This is a genomic window from Allobosea sp. 2RAB26, assembly GCF_052115465.1.
Taxonomy (GTDB): Bacteria; Pseudomonadota; Alphaproteobacteria; order Rhizobiales; family Beijerinckiaceae; genus Allobosea.
In genome coordinates, this window is sequence record NZ_JBFRGS010000005.1 from 218,945 (window position 1) to 235,668 (window position 16,724).

At 65.7% G+C, this 16,724-nt stretch carries 17 protein-coding genes; 6 read left to right on the forward strand and 11 right to left on the reverse strand.

The window, feature by feature from the left end:
• Positions 1-6 precede the first annotated feature (6 nt).
• Positions 7-498: a tripartite tricarboxylate transporter TctB family protein gene (locus AB4118_RS11430; RefSeq protein WP_441489829.1), complete on the forward strand. Its 492-nt coding sequence runs from the start codon at positions 7-9 to the stop codon at positions 496-498.
• 4 nt (positions 499-502) lie between these two features.
• Positions 503-2,017, forward strand: coding sequence for a tripartite tricarboxylate transporter permease (locus tag AB4118_RS11435; protein ID WP_441489830.1), 1,515 nt, complete (start codon positions 503-505; stop codon positions 2,015-2,017).
• On the opposite strand, the gene AB4118_RS11440 is transcribed toward AB4118_RS11435, so the two are convergent.
• From AB4118_RS11440 to AB4118_RS11490, 11 genes are all read right to left on the reverse strand, one after another.
• A complete protein-coding gene (locus tag AB4118_RS11440; RefSeq protein ID WP_441489831.1) occupies positions 2,006-2,743 on the reverse strand; it encodes a GntR family transcriptional regulator in 738 nt (245 codons plus the stop codon). The two genes, AB4118_RS11435 and AB4118_RS11440, sit on opposite strands and share 12 nt — an antisense overlap.
• A gap of 121 nt (positions 2,744-2,864) precedes the next feature.
• Positions 2,865-3,485 (reverse strand): SCO family protein, encoded by a 621-nt coding sequence (locus tag AB4118_RS11445; RefSeq protein ID WP_441489832.1) that lies wholly within the window; start codon positions 3,483-3,485, stop codon positions 2,865-2,867.
• A 32-nt stretch (positions 3,486-3,517) separates the two neighbouring features.
• Positions 3,518-4,576, reverse strand: a complete 1,059-nt coding sequence (locus tag AB4118_RS11450; RefSeq protein WP_441489833.1) for a L,D-transpeptidase family protein — start codon at positions 4,574-4,576, stop codon at positions 3,518-3,520.
• A 100-nt stretch (positions 4,577-4,676) separates the two neighbouring features.
• Positions 4,677-5,165 carry a signal peptidase II gene (gene lspA, locus AB4118_RS11455; protein WP_441489834.1) on the reverse strand — a complete coding sequence of 163 codons (489 nt, stop codon included), beginning with the start codon at positions 5,163-5,165 and terminating at the stop codon, positions 4,677-4,679.
• 252 nt (positions 5,166-5,417) lie between these two features.
• Positions 5,418-6,935 (reverse strand): tripartite tricarboxylate transporter permease, encoded by a 1,518-nt coding sequence (locus tag AB4118_RS11460; RefSeq protein WP_441489835.1) that lies wholly within the window; start codon positions 6,933-6,935, stop codon positions 5,418-5,420.
• Positions 6,932-7,429, reverse strand: coding sequence for a tripartite tricarboxylate transporter TctB family protein (locus tag AB4118_RS11465; RefSeq protein WP_441489836.1), 498 nt, complete (start codon positions 7,427-7,429; stop codon positions 6,932-6,934). Before AB4118_RS11465 ends, AB4118_RS11460 begins: the two co-directional genes overlap by 4 nt.
• Positions 7,420-8,388 (reverse strand): tripartite tricarboxylate transporter substrate binding protein, encoded by a 969-nt coding sequence (locus AB4118_RS11470; RefSeq protein WP_441489837.1) that lies wholly within the window; start codon positions 8,386-8,388, stop codon positions 7,420-7,422. Before AB4118_RS11470 ends, AB4118_RS11465 begins: the two co-directional genes overlap by 10 nt.
• Positions 8,389-8,399: 11 nt before the next feature.
• Entirely contained in the window at positions 8,400-9,032 is a 633-nt protein-coding gene (locus tag AB4118_RS11475) for a 2-hydroxychromene-2-carboxylate isomerase (RefSeq protein WP_441489838.1), read from the reverse strand.
• Complete coding sequence (locus AB4118_RS11480; protein WP_441489839.1) at positions 9,019-10,488, reverse strand: NAD(P)-binding domain-containing protein; 1,470 nt, start codon at positions 10,486-10,488, stop codon at positions 9,019-9,021. Before AB4118_RS11480 ends, AB4118_RS11475 begins: the two co-directional genes overlap by 14 nt.
• Positions 10,485-11,471 (reverse strand): LysR family transcriptional regulator, encoded by a 987-nt coding sequence (locus AB4118_RS11485; RefSeq protein WP_441489840.1) that lies wholly within the window; start codon positions 11,469-11,471, stop codon positions 10,485-10,487. Before AB4118_RS11485 ends, AB4118_RS11480 begins: the two co-directional genes overlap by 4 nt.
• 119 nt (positions 11,472-11,590) lie before the next feature.
• Positions 11,591-12,307 (reverse strand): FadR/GntR family transcriptional regulator, encoded by a 717-nt coding sequence (locus AB4118_RS11490; protein WP_441489841.1) that lies wholly within the window; start codon positions 12,305-12,307, stop codon positions 11,591-11,593.
• A 230-nt stretch (positions 12,308-12,537) separates the two neighbouring features.
• Between AB4118_RS11490 and AB4118_RS11495 the strand changes: the two genes are divergently transcribed.
• The 4 genes from AB4118_RS11495 (at position 12,538) to AB4118_RS11510 (ending at position 16,696) form a co-directional block, all read left to right on the forward strand.
• Positions 12,538-14,055 (forward strand): ABC transporter substrate-binding protein, encoded by a 1,518-nt coding sequence (locus AB4118_RS11495; RefSeq protein ID WP_441489842.1) that lies wholly within the window; start codon positions 12,538-12,540, stop codon positions 14,053-14,055.
• The gene (locus tag AB4118_RS11500) at positions 14,052-15,008 is read left to right on the forward strand and encodes an ABC transporter permease (RefSeq protein ID WP_441489843.1); all 957 of its coding nucleotides are present in this window, start codon (positions 14,052-14,054) and stop codon (positions 15,006-15,008) included. The genes AB4118_RS11495 and AB4118_RS11500 overlap by 4 nt, the downstream gene beginning before the upstream one ends.
• Positions 15,005-15,808 (forward strand): ABC transporter permease, encoded by an 804-nt coding sequence (locus tag AB4118_RS11505; RefSeq protein WP_441489844.1) that lies wholly within the window; start codon positions 15,005-15,007, stop codon positions 15,806-15,808. Before AB4118_RS11500 ends, AB4118_RS11505 begins: the two co-directional genes overlap by 4 nt.
• Before the next feature lie 63 nt (positions 15,809-15,871).
• Complete coding sequence (locus AB4118_RS11510; protein ID WP_113515915.1) at positions 15,872-16,696, forward strand: creatininase family protein; 825 nt, start codon at positions 15,872-15,874, stop codon at positions 16,694-16,696.
• The last annotated feature ends 28 nt before the right edge of the window (positions 16,697-16,724 follow it).

Consider the following 16,724-nt stretch of genomic DNA (forward strand, 5'->3'; position numbering starts at 1 on the left):
CGAACGATGTCGGTCAATCCAAGCAGACAGGATGCCCGCAAGCCGCGCCCATGGTGGCTGGGGCTTGGCGTGCTCGCGATGGGAGCCCTGTGGCTCAATGGCGCGCGCAGCATCGCCTCGACCACGAACTATATCGGGGTCGGGCCGGCGGCCATCATTCTGGCAGTGGGGATCGGGCTCACCATCCTAGGGGTGATCCTGATCACCCAGGCGATGCGAGGAGAGCTTGTCGCGGCTGCGGAGGGGGAGGATGAAGCGCCCCCCTCGCGTTCGGCCTTCCTGCTCGCGCTGGCAGGGGTGAGCATTCCGCTGCTGACGATCCGCTGGCTCGGCTTCCCGTTGACGGCGATGCTCGCGTTCACGCTGGTGACACATGCATTCGGCTCGCGCCGGACCGGGTTCGACCTTCTGGTCGGAGCCGCGCTGGGCAGTGCCGCATGGTTTGGCTTCTCCCGCCTCGGCATCAGCCTGGGTCCATTCCTGCCTTTGATTGGGTGAAGTCATGGACATCCTGAACCAGCTGATGGGCGGATTTGCCGTCGCGCTGCAGCCGATGAACCTGTTCTGGGCGCTGATCGGTTGCGCGCTCGGCACCGCAGTCGGCGTGCTTCCCGGGATCGGGCCGGCACTGACCATCGCGCTGCTGATGCCGGTCACGGCGCAGGTCGCTCCCGCCTCGGCCTTCATCATGTTCGCCGGCATTCTCTACGGCGCACTCTATGGCGGTTCGACGACCTCGATCCTGCTCAATACGCCCGGCGAGAGCGGGGCGGTGATGACGGCACTCGAAGGCAACCGCATGGCGCGCAACGGACGCGGCGCGGCAGCGCTGGCGACGGCGGCGATCGGCTCGTTCGTCGCGGGCACGATCGGCACGCTGGCTCTGACCTTTCTTGCACCGTCAATCGCGGAACTCGCCTTCGTCTTCGGGCCCGAGGACTATTTCGCGCTGATGGTCCTGTCCTTCACCTCGGTGGCCGTGGTGATGGGCCGGTCGATGGTACGCGGTTTCACGGCGCTGTTCTTCGGGCTGGCGCTGGGCACGATCGGCATCGACACCCAGACCGGGCAGACCCGGATGGTCTTCGGAACGCTCGAACTGCTCGACGGTGTCTCCTTCACGGTCGTACTGGTCTCGCTCTTTGCAATCGGCGAGGCGCTCTACGTCGCAAGCCGCAGCGGCTCGGTTCCGGCAGCGATCAACCCCTTGTCGGGCGGGAGCTGGATGACCCGGCAGGACTGGGCGCGTTCCTGGAAACCGTGGCTGCGCGGCAGCGTAATCGGCTTTCCGATCGGCGCATTGCCGGCCGGCGGTACGGAAATCCCGACCTTCCTGTCCTATGCGCTGGAGCGCCGCCTGAGCAAGCATCCGAAGGAGTTCGGCCATGGCGCGATCGAAGGTGTCGCCGGCCCGGAAGCCGCCAACAATGCTGCCGCAGCCGGCATTCTGGTGCCATTGCTGACGCTCGGCCTGCCTTCGACCGCGACGGCTGCGGTGCTGCTCGCCGCCTTCCAGAATTACGGGCTGCAGCCGGGGCCGATGCTGTTTGCGACCAATCCCGACCTGCTCTGGGGCGTGATTGCCTCACTCTATATCGGCAATCTGATCCTGCTCATCCTGAACCTGCCGCTGGTCGGCATCTGGGTGCGGCTTCTGCTGATCCCACGGCACTATATCTATGGCGGCATCGTCGTCTTCGCACTGGTCGGCGTGTGGGGGCTTTCGACCTCCTGGATGGACCTGCTGCTGATGTGCGGTCTCGGGCTCATCGGTTATGTGGCACGGGTCTATGATTTCCCGATTGCGCCCGTGCTGATCGGCCTGATCCTGGGGCCGCAGGCCGAAATCCAGCTGCGGCGCGCGCTCGCGGTCAGCCAGGGCGACTGGGGCGTGCTGATCAGCACGCCGATCGCCACGACGCTGCTCTCGATCTCGCTGCTCGTGCTCGTCGTGCCGCCAATCCTGGTCCGGCTTCGAGCGCGGCCGAAGAGCGAGCCGGCCATCTCAGCCGGCTGAGCGCTCTTCACTGGTCCCGGCGCGGCGCTTTGTCGGCCTGATCGCCTCGACCGCGGACAGCGCCGCCTGCAAGGCAGTCCTGGCGGCGCGGATGTGACGCCGCATCAGAATCTCGGCCAACTCGCCGTCGCGATGGCTGATCGCTTCCGTGATGCGCACATGCTCGCGCCACGCTTCGCGCCCGCGTCCCCGAACGGTCGAATGCAGGCGCCGGCACAGGCGCAGGCGCGGATAGAACTGCTCGCACAGCAATTCGGCGAGAATCGGATTGCCGCTGCCATTGGCGATGCGGCGATGGAAATCCGCCTCCGGCTCGTCCTGCAGATAGGCGCCGAGCGGATTGCGCTCGATCTCGTCGCGATGGCCGGCAACGAGCTCTTCCAGCGCCGTGACCTCCGCATCGCTCATATTCTCGGCGGCGAGGCGGGCGGCCATGCCCTCGGTGGCTTCGCGGACATCGAGCAGCGCCAGGAACTCTGCGGCGCTGGGCTCGGCGACACGGACGCCCTGATTGGCGACATAGGTGACGAGGCCGCGCTCCTGGAGGCGGCGGATGGCCTCGCGCACAGGCGCCCGGCTGGCACCGTAGCGCCGCGCGATGACGGGTTCGCTCAGCTTCTCGCCGGGCGCAAGTTCACCGGCGACGATGGCCTGCGAAAGCGCATCGTAAAGCCGGACGGTCAGGCCCGTCGTGATGACGCTGTCCTGGCTGTCGCTATCTGACATGGTCGCTGACGCTTTCCCGGAATCGAAATGGCAGCATAGCGCAAGGGGCCGGAATTTGCCCTGATGATGCGGCTCCCGGCCACGCGCCTTCCGTGCGCTCGTGGATCTGTCGAGAAACGGACTAGTCGAGCACGCGCCTGATCTTGGCAAGCGAGGTGGCTTCGTCCTCGTGATAGTCGATCATGGTCTTGAAGCGACCTTGCGCGTCCATCAGGTAGACCGAGGCGGTGTGGTCCATCGTGTAGCTGCTCTCGGTCGGGATGCGCTTGGCATAGGCCTTGTAAGCGCCGATCGCGGCCTCGACCTGCTCGCGACTGCCGGAGAGACCGACGATCCGGGGATCGAAGGACTGCAGATAGAGCGCCATCTGCTCCGGCGTGTCGCGTTCGGGATCGACCGTGATGAACAGGATCTGAAGCTTGTCTGCGTCGGGGCCGAGCTTGGACAGCCAGTTGGTCATATCGAGCAGCGTCGTGGGGCAGACCTCGGGGCAGTGGGTGAAGCCGAAGAACACCGCCATTGGCTTGCCGCGGAAATCGGCGTCGGTAACGGGCTTTCCCTTGTGGTCGACCAGCGTGAAGGAGCCGCCGACTTGAGGGACACCCTGGCCCGTCGCCAATTCCGTCGATGGGCGTCCAGGGCCGTCGACCTGCCACCAGCCCAGCAGAATCGCGGCACTGACGAAGGTGATGACGCCGACCAGGAGCCAGGCGCCATAGCGAATGAATTTAAGGGCTTGCATGCTTGATGTCGGTTCTGTCGGCGTTCGCCGGCTTATTGTTTGACAAGAGAGGCGGTCGTCTCGACCTCGGCGGCTTGATCCCCGCCGCCATACGGGTCGGCCAATGCAGCTTCCGGCCGGCTGATCTCGATCTTGCCTGCGACCATGGTCTGCATCCGCTCCGGCCCCAGCTTCTGCAGGAGGCCGCGAAAGCTCTTGTGCATGCCGCCATCGAGATAGGCGTAATTCATCGCGGGCAGGCCGCTGCCGACCAGTTCGGTAAAGCGCTGCTCGTCGCGGGACTGGCGCTGCGCCACGACCGCGGCGATGGTCGGTTCGACCTCATAGGCAGGGCAGGGCGCGTCGGGGCTTAAGGGCCCAGCTCCGGCACCGGGATTGAAGACATAGCGGCGGCCGCAGGCGGCGAGCGCCGGCGGCTGTTTTGTCGCCTCGAAATGGTCGGAGCCTTCCTTGAGATTGCGCCAGAAGGCGATGTTCGGATTGTTGCGATGCCGGGCCATGTTCTGCGGCGTCATGCGGAAGGGCAGGGCCTGAACCTGGAAGCTGCGCTGTCCGCCTGCAAAGGCCTCGCGCGCCAAGCCGTAGATCTCCGTGACGCCCTCATCGGTCATAGCATAGCAGCCGGCCGAGGTGCAGGCGCCGTGCACCATCAGGGCCGAGCCCGTATAGCCCTGCGCCTGCTCGAGAGCGTTGGGGTAGCCGAGATTGAAGGAAAGGTAGAACTGCGAGCGCGGATTCATCAGATCCGCGGTGACGGTATAGAATCCCTCCGGAGCCTGCCGGTCGCCCTCGCGCTTCTTCGGGCCGAGCTGCCCTGACCAGCGGCACATCGGATAGGTCTTCAGCAGGGCGTATTGCCCGCTGCGATCCCGCTTCCAGACTTCGAGTTCGCTCTCCTGCTTGAAGAGGCGCACCAGGATCGGGTCGGCCTGCGTCATGCCCTTGCCCGACATCTCGGCGACGAGACGGGGCGGAAGCGGCTGGAGATGGCGCGTATCGCCTTCGCCGCTGACACAGCCGCTCAGCGCAGCAGCGCTGAGCGCCAATGCAAAGGCGAGACCGAGGATCGAGCGGGGTTGACGAGCAGACATGCTGGGAAGCGTGGACGATCAGGGCTGACAGAAGGTGAAGAAGTGCGGTTAACGCTTTCCTACAGGCTGACCCCGGAGCAGGATCAAGCCCAGCTCACGGTTACGTGCGCGGCTCAGGTGCAGGCTGAGCGGCCGCAAATGCGGCGAGCAGCATCAGCCCGACGCCTGCCGAAATGGCGATGTCGGCTCCATTGAAGGTCGGCCAGTGCCAGCCCTGGTAATGCAGGTCGATGAAATCCGTGACCGCGCCTTGCCGCCAGCGGTCGAGCGCATTGCCGAGCGCGCCTCCGGCGATCAGGCCAAGGCCGATGCGCTCCCGCCGATCGTCGCAGCGGGCAGCCCAGAGGATTAGCCCCATCGCCACGATCAGCTTGAATGCCGCCAGCACTTCCGGCCAGGCCTCGAGCGTATCGCTGAACAGTCCGAAACTGACGCCGTAATTGAAGCCGAGGCGCAGATTCAGGAAGGGGGTGAGTTCGATCACGCGTGGCGGCGCCATGACGACATCGAGGATCAGCCATTTCGTGACCTGATCGAGGGCGAAGGCGAGGGCCGCCCACAGCAAGGCGCGCCCGAGATGACGACGCATCAATGCTGCGCCCTCGTCGGGAGGCGGATTTGTCTGGATGGGATCACCTTCGTCTCCGGTCGGTTTCATCAGAGACAGGGCTTGTAGGACCTGCAGTGGCTTCAGGTTCAAGCGGATAATTCCGATCGGCCTGGAGAATGCCTGCATTCATGCAGACATTCTCCAGGCCGCATTCGCTGAGACGCGAGCCCGGCTCGGGACGAACCAGAACCGGGTTCACAAATACTCTCGAGCCTGCCGCTAAAGCTAAGGCTAGCGGCTTTCCGCGCCCTCGACGGCGGGCGTCTTGCCGCGCTCGCGCCACATCCGCCAGGCCGGGGTCAGCAGGATGGCGGCGCTCAGAAGGGCGAGCGTCACGGCGATCGGGGTCGAGAGCAGCGCCGTCGTCTTGCCGCCGGAGATGGTCAAGGCGAGCCGGAGCTGGCTCTCGATCATCGGGCCGAGCAGCAGGCCGAGCACGATCGGGGCGCTCGGATAGTCCAGCCGCTCCAGCACGTAGCCGATCAGCCCGACGCCGAGCAGCACCCAGAGGTCGAACAGCGAGTTGTTGACCGAATAGACGCCGACGGTGACGAAGAGCAAGATCACCGGCGCGAGCACGATGCGCGGCAGCCGCAGCACCTGGCCGAAGATCCGCGTTGCAGCCAGGCCGCCGACGATGGCGAGCAGGAACGACGTCACCAGGAATTGCAGCATAAAGCCGTAGACGATGTCCGGATGCTCGCGGAAGAGCTGCGGGCCGGGCCTGAGGCCGTGCACGAGCAGGCCGCCGAGGATGACGGCGGCGACGCCGGAGCCCGGAATGCCGAGCGCCAGCGCCGGGATCAGCGAGGCGGCGTTGTCGGCACCATTGCCGCATTCGGAGGCTGCGACGCCTTCCGGATTGCCATGGCCAAAGGTTTCCGGATTGCGGGCGACACGCTTGGCCTCGTTATAGGCGAGGAAGGACGACATGCTGCCGCCCGCGCCCGGCAAGATGCCGATGATGATGCCGATGATCGAGCTGCGGATCCAGACCGGCGTGAAGAAGCGCCATTGGCTGAGGGCCGAACCCTGGCGGTGCAGCTTGAGCTTGTCGCCGCTCATGCCGGTCTTCACCGCCTCCTCGATGATCTGCAGGACGGGCGGAACGGCAAATAGCCCGGTGAGCAGCACGATGGCGCTGAAGCCGTCGAGCAGGTCGAGCTGGCCGAAGGTGAAACGTTCGGTGCCGTTCGAGATATCCTGGCCGACGGCGCCGATCAGCAGGCCGATGCCGCAGGCGATCAGCCCCTTTGGCAGATCGTCGCCGAGCAGCGACGAGACTGTCGCAAGACCAAGAATGCCGAGCCAGAAATACTCGATCGGCCCGAACATCAGGCTGAAGGAAACCAGCGGCGGCGAGAGCAGGATGAGCGAGATCGAGGACAGGACGCTGCCGATGACGCCGGACAGGAGCGCCACCTGAAGCGCGTAGGCTGCCTGACCCTTCTGGGTCATCTTGTAGCCGTCCAGTACGGTCGCAACCGAAGCCGGGGTGCCCGGCACCCGCATCAGGATGGCCGGAATGGCGCCGCCATAGGAACCGCCATTGTACATACCGGCCATCATGCCGAGTGCAAACATCGGATCGAGCCCGAAGGTGAGCGGGATCAGCACGGCAAGGCCGGTCACCACGGTCAGGCCCGGCAGGCAGCCGACGATCAGACCGGCGATCAGGCCGATGAACATCGCAAGGATGTTCATCGGGGCGAAGACAAGCGGAAGGGCGTGGAGGAGCGCGTCGATCATCTCAGCCGTCCCAGAAATGGGGAAAGGACATCCGGCGGGATCGGACGTTCAAGCGCATAGACGAAGATCACCAGAATCGAGGTGACGCAGACCACGGCGACGATGGCCGAGAGGCGCCAGCGCTGGAAACCGACGGCGGCTGGCAGCAGCACGCAGAGCGCGAGGCTCGGCAGGATGAAGCCGATGAGGCTGACCGCCGCGAAATAGGCGACAAGCGCCGCGATACCGACGGCGAGGCGAGGGGCGTGCTCGGCGAAACTGCCTTGCATCGGATTGCCCCGCTGCCGCCGGAGGAGTTCGCGCAGGGCGATCCAGCAGCCGATCACGGCCATGCCGATGCCGATCGCAACCGGATAGGCCGCGCTCTCGGCAGGATAGGTCGAGGCCGTGGCGATCACCGTGACGGAGGTCGCCACCAGAATGGTGGCGAATCCGATTTCTGCGAGGCTTCGCGACCGGCCCTGCGGGGCAGATGCCTCGGGCGTCACTTCCATGGGGTTGCCTTCCAGGTGGCCTCGAGATCGGTCGAGGCGCGGTCGAGGAAAGCTTTGAAGTCTGACGAGGCGAGATATTGCAGCGGAATCTCGGCCTTCTTGGCGGCATCGAGATATTCGGGGTCCTTCAGCGCCTGGTCGATCGCCTTTTCCAGCTTGGCGATGACATCGGCCGGGATGCCCTTCGGGGCCGCGATGCCGCGCGAGGCGCCGACGACGACGTCATAGCCGCCTTCGCGGAAAGTCGGTGCATCAGGCAAATACGACGAGCGCTCGGCGCTCATCACGCCGATGACCTTGATGGTGCCTTCGCGCGCGATCTGCAGGGCCTCGCTGAGATTCATCGTCGCGGCCGGGACATGGCCGCCGAGCACGGCCTGGCGCACCGGTGCCGTGCCGCCGAAGAAGGCGGGGGTGAATTTGGTATCGGCGAGGCGCTGGAAGTTCAGGAGCGCGATATGCTCCGAGGAGCCGCTGGCGCCTGAGGTGCCGATGACGACGGCGCCCGAGGCCTTCTTGGCTGCGTCGACCAGGTCCTTCAATGAGGAATAGGGGCTGTTCTTCGGAACGACCAGGACACCGGGATCGTAGACGAGATTGGCGACGGGCTGGAAGTCGCTCATCTTGAACTTCGACTTGCCCTCGACCACCAGCGCGTTGATCGCCGGCGCGTTGATGAAGCCGATCGTGTAGCCATCCGCCTTGCCCTGGGCGACCGAAGTCCAGCCGATCTCACCGCCGGCACCGGGCTTGTTGACGACGCCGATACGGGCGCCCGGACCGAGATATTTCTCCATGTAGCGGGCGATCGAGCGGGCGGCGACGTCTGTCCCGCCGCCTGGCGCGAAGGCAACGATCATCTCGATCGGTTTGTCCGGATAGTCGGCACGGGCCGGAGCGCCCGCTGCGGTGAAGAGGAGCGCGGTTCCTAGTGCGGCAACGATCGACAACGACTTCATGGTCGACTCCTTCAAGGGGCTGGGGCAGGCGTTGGAGAGGTGGTCAGCAATGCGCGTTCGACGAACCCGAGCCTGTCCTGGCCCCAGAACAGTTCCCCGTTCACGGCGTAGGTGGGAGTGCCGAAGATGCCGAGACGCTCGGCTTCAGCGAGATTGTCGTTCCAGGCCGCGATAATCGTCGGCTGCTGGGGATTGGCGACGAGCGGTACCGCGACTTCGCCAAGCGTTTCGCGGGCGATCGCCTTCAGCGTATCGAGATCGGCAATATCCTGGTCTTCCGCCCAGAGCGCGCGCTGGATGGCAAAGGAGAAGCTGCGCGCATCGAGGCCGGCGCGGTCGATGGTGATCACGGCCTGTGCCGCCAGTTCGATCGTCCGGCACGGGTAAAAGCGCGGCTTCAGGTTGAGTTTCATGCCGAGATGGCGACGCCAGCGGTCGAGTTCGACCGCATGATAGGCTTGGCGTGGATCGGGGCGGGTCCTGAGCGGAATCCCGCCATTCGCTTCGATGATCCGGATCGGCCGTAGCCGGAGACGCGCGCCTGTGCGTTCGACGATGTCGTAGAGCCTGGGCGCGCCGAAATAGGCCCAGGGCGAGGAGATGCCGTAGAAGGCCTCGACCAGCGGGCGCTCACCTGCCGGCATGGCTGGCCTCCAGCTCGGTGTCCGCATCCTGCCATTCGTCGCCGAGCAGTTCGGGCGTGTCGTAGGCCATCAAGGCCCGGTAATGCGTCTCGCGATCGGCGACGAAGAGTGCGCGGGCGATGCCGCGGGCCAGCCGCTCGGCGCCGTCGCTGACCGCCGGAATGTCGCCCGAGAGCTTTCCGTGGCTCAGCATCGCGGGATAGTTGAAGCAGTGTATGCGCGAGAGGGCCGGGCAGGTGCCCGGCACTTTCTCCTGAAATTCGAAGGCGGGGCCGAGATCGGGCGCGTGCAGCAACTCGGCGCTGTCGCTCCCTGGCGGCGGCGTATAGCGATCCTTCCAGAAGCGGATGAAGGGCGCGACCGCTGAGAGTTCCGGCCGCTGCGCGGGATCGACCGAGAAGCCGGTCGCGAAGATCAGGAAGTCGAGATGATGCACGCCCTTCGACGTGGTCAGCACGAGATGGCCATCCTGCTCCGCGAGATCGAGCAGCGGGCTGCCGAGATGGAAGCGGGAATTGGCATGGCGCGAGACCCGCAAGGTGCTGTCGCGCGGCGGCGGGGTCTGCGCCTTCAGCGCGTAGTCGAGGAAGCGCCATTTCCAGTCGTCCGGCAGCCCCGCGAAGCCATGCACCACGCCCTGGCTGCCGATGCCGGTGAACTTGTTGATCCGCGGCAGATCCTTGCGACGCACGATAAGATCGAGACTGGCAACGCCATGCTCCAGCGCGGTCGCCGCATTGTCCATGGCCGAGGCGCCGGCGCCGATCACGCCGACCCGCAGGCCTTTCAATGCCGCAAAGTCGATATCGTCCGCGCTATGGGCCCAGAATTTGCGGTCGATGCCATGTGCGATCGGTGGCACCCAGGGGCCGCCCAGCCCATCGCGTCCGGTGGCAAGCACCAGATGCCGCGTGAAGATGGTGCGTGTTCCCTCAGCATCCGAGATGTCGAGGGCCAGGATGTCGTCGGCCAGCGGCGTCACCGCGTCGAGCGAGGTCGCGTTCGCGATCGGGAGGCTCAGCACGCGCCGGTACCAGACGAGGTAGTCCATCCACAGGCCGCGCGGGATCTTGCCGAGGGCGTCCCACGTCGTGCGGCCGAACTGCGCCTCATACCAGGCGCGGAAGGTCAGTGCGGGCAGGCCGAGTGCGGGGCCGGTGAGCTGCTTGGGCGAACGCAGCGTTTCCATACGTGCATAGGTCACCCAGGGGCCTTCCTGGCCGGCGGGGGCGCGGTCGAGAACGGTCACTTTGGAGAGGCCGAGCCCCTTGAGCGCGGCCGAGGCTGCCAAGCCGCACATGCCGGCTCCGATCACGACGACGTCGCGAACACGCTGGCCGTTGAACGCGCGCTGCGGCACCCAGTCCTTCGCCGGCCATTCCAGCCATTCAAGGTCCTGACGGAGGCGTTGCTCCAATGCGGGGAGGCCCATCGGGGCCGGCAATGCGGCATTCATGCCGTTCTTCCGATTGCTCTGGCTGCGACTGGGGCCGGGCCGAAGATATCGGCCAGGAGTCGGTCACGTGCCGTGGGAGGGTGTTTGACGAAGCCGGGCAGCGTCTCGCGGGCGAGGGCCTCCAGCGCGCCGACGAGACCTTCGACGAGGGGCGTCAACGGACGGCCATAGGGCGTGACCACGCCCCAGAAGAAGGAGATGGGCACGTCGAGCTTGCGGATCGCGACGCCCTCGAGCGGCATGCCATAGGCGATCACCGGTTCGAGGATCGCGATGCCGAGGCCGGCGCGCGCGGCCATCAGCGCCGTGTTGGAGGTATTGGCATCGAGGACCGAGGCCGGCCTGACGCCAACCTGCTCGAGGGCGACGTCGACACGTCTGCGCCAGCGGAATGGGTTGGCCATCGTGATCAGGCGCCGCCCCTCGATCGAGGCGAGCGGAATCGTGTCGGACGCGGCAAGAGGGTCGTCGGCGCGGATAGCGGCCACGCAAGGTGCTTCGCCGATCCAGTGGATTTCGAGGGCGGGGTGATCTACCGGCAGGCTGGTCACGCCGATCTCGGCGACATGGGTCGCGACCGACTGGACGACCTGCTCGGCCAGCGCCGCACGAATATGGACCTGTTCCGGCAAGGCATTCTGGCCGAGCCGCGCCAGGGCTGCGGGCAGCATGCCGGCGGCGAAGGAGGCGATCGCCGCGATCTCGAGCGAGCGCGGCTTGTCGGCGGCGATGGCCTCCGCACGCTCGCGCAGCTGCCGAAGCCAGGTGATGACGGGCTCGACTTCCTGGTGAAAGCGCAGTCCGCGCTCGGTGGGGGTGACGCGCGGGCCGCTGCGGTGAAGCACGCTGAAACCCAGCGTCTCCTCGAGCTCCTGGATCAGCCGGGTCAGGGCTGGCTGCGAGCGGCCGAGCAGCCGCGCCGCGCCGGTGATGCTCCCGGCGGATATGACGGCGGCGAACGCTTCAAGCTGGCGCAGATCCATTGGATGGTACCATTCCCATTTTGAATGCTAACTATGTCATGATGCGCGTCAAGCATGAAAGCGTGCATGAGAATGCGATCCCCAGCTTGAGTGAGCCGTAGGCTCCGTCCGGTGGATCTTCAGAAATGGATGCCGTCGAAGACCCGTTCCTGGGCATTGCGGATATGGGCCTGCATCGCCTCGCGCGCCCTGACGCCGTCGCCGTCGCGGATGGCCTCGAAGACGGCCGCATGCTCGCGCTGAACCATGGCGAGATGCTCGGCCGATTGCAGAACGGAGAAGCTGCGGGCGAGGTCGATGACGAAATCGACCTGAGACCTCACAGCGGCCAGAGCGGCCTCGAAATAGGGGTTCTGGGTTGCCCGTGCGATCGCTGCGTGAAAATCGCTGTCCTGCTGGACGCCGATCCGGCCCGTCTTGATCGCGAGGTGGATCGCGTCGAGTTCCTTCTGGATCGCGGCGATATCGGCCTCGCTGCGACGCAGCGCGGCCGCATAGGCAACCTCGCCTTCGAGTGCGATCCGGAACTGATAGACGCGTCTGACATTCGAGATCGTGCGAATGCCTTCGTCCTTGCTCAGGGGAGCGCGGGGCGGCGGCGCAGTCAGCTGCGGTTGCACTGCCGCGATGAAGCTGCCGGCGCCTTGCCGGGAATGGATCAGGCCGTCATCGCGCAGGCGCCGCAATGCCTCGCGCACCGTCGGCCGCGAGACGCCAAACTCCTGGCTCAGTTCGTTCTCCGAGGGCAGCTTTCCATCGGCGAAGACTTCGCCGCGCCGGAGGCGCTCAAGCATGTCCGCATAGAGTACGTCGCTCAGTTTCGGGCGGTGAGACACGGGCGCCTTCTGTTCCAGGTCATCACGAACTTGGCAAGTTCACTTGTAAACAGATTTACATACTTTGCTGCACCTGCAAAGCGACCTGGCTCTACGACTATCGAATCGCGCTATTTTTGAGCGTGCAGGGGCGCATAATCACGCAAGGCGTGCGTTGACAGACAAGTTTTCAACTCGCTACTTGTAAAGGGACCGGCGACCTTCGAGGCCCGGTGCGGGGAGATCGTTTCATGACCACGACGCGTCGTGCCATCCTCCAGGCCGGGCTTGCCCTGCCGTTCATGTCGATGCCGGGGCGCGCGCAGCGTGCGAGCGGTATCCTGCGCTACGGGCTTTCCGCCTTTCCGCCCAATCTTCAGCCCTGGGTCAGCACCGGGGCGTCGGCCGGCACGGTGAAGATGCTCACGCATCGCAGCCTCGTGTCCTATGACAGCAAGGGCGAGTTGCGAGGCGAGTTGGCCGAGTCCTGGTCGCGCGACAGCGATGGCGCCTGGGTCTTCAAGCTGCGGCAGGGCTGCGTCTTTCATAATGGCGAACCGGTCACGGCCGAGGACGTGAAGTGGTCGATCGAGCAGATCGCCGGCGAGAAGTCGACCGCCTATATGCGCACCCAGTTTCAGGGGATCGAGCGCATCGAGATTCCCGACCCGAAGACCATCCGGCTTGTCACCACGCTGCCGCAGGCGACGTTGCCGAGCTGGTTCGGCAACTACAACACTTTCGTGATCTGGCGGAAATCGGCGCCGAATGAGCCGGTCGGAGCAGGCCCCTTCAAACTGGCCGGACAGGAGCGCGGGACCTCGCTCGATCTCGTCGCCTTCGACAAGTTCTACAAGCCGGGTTTTCCGAAGGTGAAGCGCATCAAGTTCGTCGTCTATGCCGACGAGAACCTGCGCTTCGCCGCGCTGCAGTCCGGCGATGTCGACATGATCGAGTATGTGCCGTGGCAGTCGATGTCCGCGGTCGAGGCCGACTCCAGGCTGAAGCTCGATTCGGTCGAGGGGCCGTTCATGGACATCCTCTTCAACGGCACCAAGCCGCCCTTCAACGATCCCCGCGTGCGCCGGGCCATCGCCCATGCCGTGAAGCGCGACGATATCGTCAAGGCCGCCTTCTTCGGGCGCGGCAAGCCGCTCGAGGGCCTGCCGATCGTCGAAGGCACGCCCTGGTATGACAAGGAACTGGCGCATGGCTGGAATTATGATCCGGCCCGGGCCAAGGCGCTGCTCGCCGAGGCCGGGTTCGCCAACGGCTTCCAGTCGACGCTGCTCGCCACCTCGCAGTTCGGCATGCACAAGGATACGGCCGAGGTGGTGCAGCAGCATCTCGCCGCCGTCGGCATCCAGTGCGAGCTGCAGCTGCCGGATTGGTCGACCCGGGTGAGCCGCGGCACGCGCGGCCAGTACGACATGGCGATCCACGGCGTCTCGTCGGACAACAACGACCCTGATGGCCTTACCGTGGTCCTCGACACTTCGTTGTCGCCGACCCATGGCCGCTCATTCAAGGTCGATGCTCCGCGCACGATTGCGGCACTCGCCAAGGGGCGTTCCGAGTTCGATCAGGCCAAGCGGGTCGAGATCTACAAGGAGATGCAGCGCGCGGCGCTCGAGGAGGTGCCCCTGGTCGGCCTCGCCTGGCGCTCGCAAGGCTATGGCATGGACAAGAGCGTGATGGGCTTCACCAACCTGCCCGGCGCGCTCACCACCTCATCGGGCGCGACACTCGAAGAGACCTATTTCGGATGAGCGTGACTTGGTTCGCGCGCCGCCTTGCGGTTTCGCTCGGCCTCGCCTGGGTCGTTGCAACGATCGTCTTTCTCGCCCTGCACATGGTGCCGGGCGACCCCGCCGAATTGCTGCTTTCGACGGGAGGGATCTCACCCGATCCAGCGGCTGTCGCGGAGTTGCGTGAAAAGCTTGGGCTCGAGCGGCCGCTGCTTGCGCAGTACGGCGCGTTCCTCGCCGGCCTCATGCAAGGCAATCTCGGGCATTCCCTGGTCGATGATTATCCGGTGCTGAGCGAGATCGCGCTGCGCCTGCCGCGCACGCTGGAGCTCATCCTTGCCGGCACCTTGATCGGTATCGCGGTCGGCGTGCCCTCCGGCGTCTATGCGGCCCTTCATCGGGGCGGGCGCTTCGATCGCATCGCTTCTGGCGTCACGGCGCTCCTGCTGGCCGTGCCTGTTTTCGTGGTGGGCACATTGCTCGTGCTGCTGATGGCGCAGACCCTGCGGCTGATGCCGGCCGGCGGGTTTGTGCCCTTCACACAGGACCCGGTCCAGCATCTCAAACTGCTTACGCTTCCGGCCATCGCAGTCGGCAAGGGGCTGGCCGCCATCCTGTTCCGGATGACGCGCGCCTCGATGCTGGATGCGCTCGCCAATGACTATGTCCGCACCGCTCGCGCAAAGGGCCTGTCGCAGGCGCGCATCCTGGTCGTCCATGTGCTGCGCAATGCGCTCAACCCGGTGCTGACCGTGCTCGGCCTGCAAATGGGAACCCTGCTGGGCGGCACCGTGCTCGTCGAATACGTCTTCAACTGGCCGGGCCTGTCGACGCCGCTGCTGCGGGCCGTCGAGGCGCGCGACTATCCGATGGTGGTCGGAATCATTCTCACCATCTCGGTGCTGTTCCTGTTGATCAACCTCGTGGTCGAGATTCTTCACGCGATCGTTGATCCGAGGGTGCAGGCGGGATGAAACGGCTCTGGCTTCCCGGCGCCTTTGTCGCGCTGATCATCCTCGTCGCTCTCGCCGCTCCGTTTCTCGGCCTGCCGGATCCGGTCAGGCAGGACATTGCCCGGCGGCTCGCTGCGCCGAGCGCAGGCTCCTGGCTCGGCCGTGACGAATTCGGCCGCGATGTGCTGTCGCGCTTGATCTGGGGCGCGCGCACAAGTCTGGGCGTCGCCTTCGTCGCTGCCTTGGTTGCGGGAACAGTCGGCACCGCGATCGGCCTGATCGGGGGCTGGGGCAAGGGGCTCGGCGCGTTCCTGACGGTGCGCAGCGTCGAGATCATCATGTGCTTTCCGCCGGTGCTGCTCGCCCTGCTGGTCGTCACCTTGCTCGGGCCGGGCGCGGCGACGCTGGTCCTGGTCCTGTCGGTTCTCTATCTGCCGGGCTTCGCACGCGTGGCCTATGCCGAAGTGCTCGCGGTGCGGTCGCGCGAATATGTCGAGGCGGCGCGGGCGTTCGGCGCCACGCCCCGACGCATCCTGCTCCGCACCGTGCTTCCCAATATTGCCGGCCCGCTCTTAGTTCAGCTGTCCCTGACAGTGGCGGCCGCTGTCGTCATCGAAAGCGGCCTGTCGTTTCTCGGACTTGGCGTCGTTCCGCCGGCGCCCTCCTGGGGACTGATGATCAGGGGCGCGCGCGCTACGATGGAGCAGGCGCCGCTGCTGCTGCTCTGGCCCTGCGCGGCGCTGACGCTGACCATCCTCGCCATCAACCTGCTCTGCGATGCCCTGCGCGACGCGGTCGATCCCCGAACCGCCGACCGCTGAGAGGCAGAGCCTTCCCATGACGATCCTCACCGCGAACTCCCTCGCATATCCAGGATGAAGCCAATGGCCACCAAGACTACTCCCCTCGTTCACATGGGCACGATCACCGGCGGAGAGGCACGGGAGATTCTCGAAGAGAACCCGGTCATCCTGCTGCCGATGGGCAGCCATGAGGATCAGGGCCCGCACGCACCGATGGGCGACTATCTTCTCGCCGAGAAGATCGCCGAGCTCGCGGCCATTCGCGCCTCGGAGCGCGGCGTGCGCACGCTGGTTGCTCCCGTCCTGCCCTTCGGCGGCGCCGACTGGTTCGGTCCGATGGTCGGTGGCATTGCCATTTCGCAGTCGACCTTGACGGCGGTGATCGCCGAGATGGTGGATTCGCTGCATCGCAATGGCCTAACGCGCATCATCGTGATCAACGGCCATGGCGGCAATGTCGGCCCGATCTCGGACGTGGCGCGCGAGCTTTACCAGCGCGAGCAGATCGTCCTGCCCAGCCTTTATCTCTGGCGCATCGCCTATGGGCTGCTGCCGGGCATTCTCGGCGCGGAGAAGGCGGCTGCGGTCGCTGGACATGGTGCCGATCCGCTGACCAGCCTCGGGCTGCACCTGTTCCCGGAGCTGATGCGCAAGGACCTGATCCCGGCTGGCCAGCCGCTGAAGCGCGATCCCGTGCTCGACCTGCAGTTCACCGGGCTTGGCACGGCGAGCTTCGAGGGCGCCGAGGTGGCGATGCCCAACGAGTATGACGAGGTCTACAATCTTGGCGTCGCCAAGGGGGATCCGAAGCTGTGCTCGGCCGAAACGGGGGCTGCGCTCTCCGAGAAGCTCACCGAGATCTGCGCCCGTTTCGTGGCCCATTTCGCCAGCAAGGTCGACGGCTGAGCCTGACCCGCAGATATCCCTACGGCGG

What these genes read in the sequence shown, in the direction of transcription:
- lspA (WP_441489834.1), bottom strand. Translation starts at nt 5,165, where the DNA reads ATGCGTCGTCATCTCGGGCGCGCCTTGCTGTGGGCGGCCCTCGCCTTC.
- AB4118_RS11500 (WP_441489843.1), top strand. Translation starts at nt 14,052, where the DNA reads ATGAGCGTGACTTGGTTCGCGCGCCGCCTTGCGGTTTCGCTCGGCCTC.
- AB4118_RS11480 (WP_441489839.1), bottom strand. Translation starts at nt 10,488, where the DNA reads ATGAATGCCGCATTGCCGGCCCCGATGGGCCTCCCCGCATTGGAGCAA.
- AB4118_RS11450 (WP_441489833.1), bottom strand. Translation starts at nt 4,576, where the DNA reads ATGTCTGCTCGTCAACCCCGCTCGATCCTCGGTCTCGCCTTTGCATTG.
- AB4118_RS11435 (WP_441489830.1), top strand. Translation starts at nt 503, where the DNA reads ATGGACATCCTGAACCAGCTGATGGGCGGATTTGCCGTCGCGCTGCAG.
- AB4118_RS11445 (WP_441489832.1), bottom strand. Translation starts at nt 3,485, where the DNA reads ATGCAAGCCCTTAAATTCATTCGCTATGGCGCCTGGCTCCTGGTCGGC.
- AB4118_RS11475 (WP_441489838.1), bottom strand. Translation starts at nt 9,032, where the DNA reads ATGCCGGCAGGTGAGCGCCCGCTGGTCGAGGCCTTCTACGGCATCTCC.
- AB4118_RS11495 (WP_441489842.1), top strand. Translation starts at nt 12,538, where the DNA reads ATGACCACGACGCGTCGTGCCATCCTCCAGGCCGGGCTTGCCCTGCCG.
- AB4118_RS11440 (WP_441489831.1), bottom strand. Translation starts at nt 2,743, where the DNA reads ATGTCAGATAGCGACAGCCAGGACAGCGTCATCACGACGGGCCTGACC.
- AB4118_RS11460 (WP_441489835.1), bottom strand. Translation starts at nt 6,935, where the DNA reads ATGATCGACGCGCTCCTCCACGCCCTTCCGCTTGTCTTCGCCCCGATG.
- AB4118_RS11470 (WP_441489837.1), bottom strand. Translation starts at nt 8,388, where the DNA reads ATGAAGTCGTTGTCGATCGTTGCCGCACTAGGAACCGCGCTCCTCTTC.
- AB4118_RS11505 (WP_441489844.1), top strand. Translation starts at nt 15,005, where the DNA reads ATGAAACGGCTCTGGCTTCCCGGCGCCTTTGTCGCGCTGATCATCCTC.
- AB4118_RS11465 (WP_441489836.1), bottom strand. Translation starts at nt 7,429, where the DNA reads ATGGAAGTGACGCCCGAGGCATCTGCCCCGCAGGGCCGGTCGCGAAGC.
- AB4118_RS11485 (WP_441489840.1), bottom strand. Translation starts at nt 11,471, where the DNA reads ATGGATCTGCGCCAGCTTGAAGCGTTCGCCGCCGTCATATCCGCCGGG.
- AB4118_RS11430 (WP_441489829.1), top strand. Translation starts at nt 7, where the DNA reads ATGTCGGTCAATCCAAGCAGACAGGATGCCCGCAAGCCGCGCCCATGG.
- AB4118_RS11510 (WP_113515915.1), top strand. Translation starts at nt 15,872, where the DNA reads ATGGCCACCAAGACTACTCCCCTCGTTCACATGGGCACGATCACCGGC.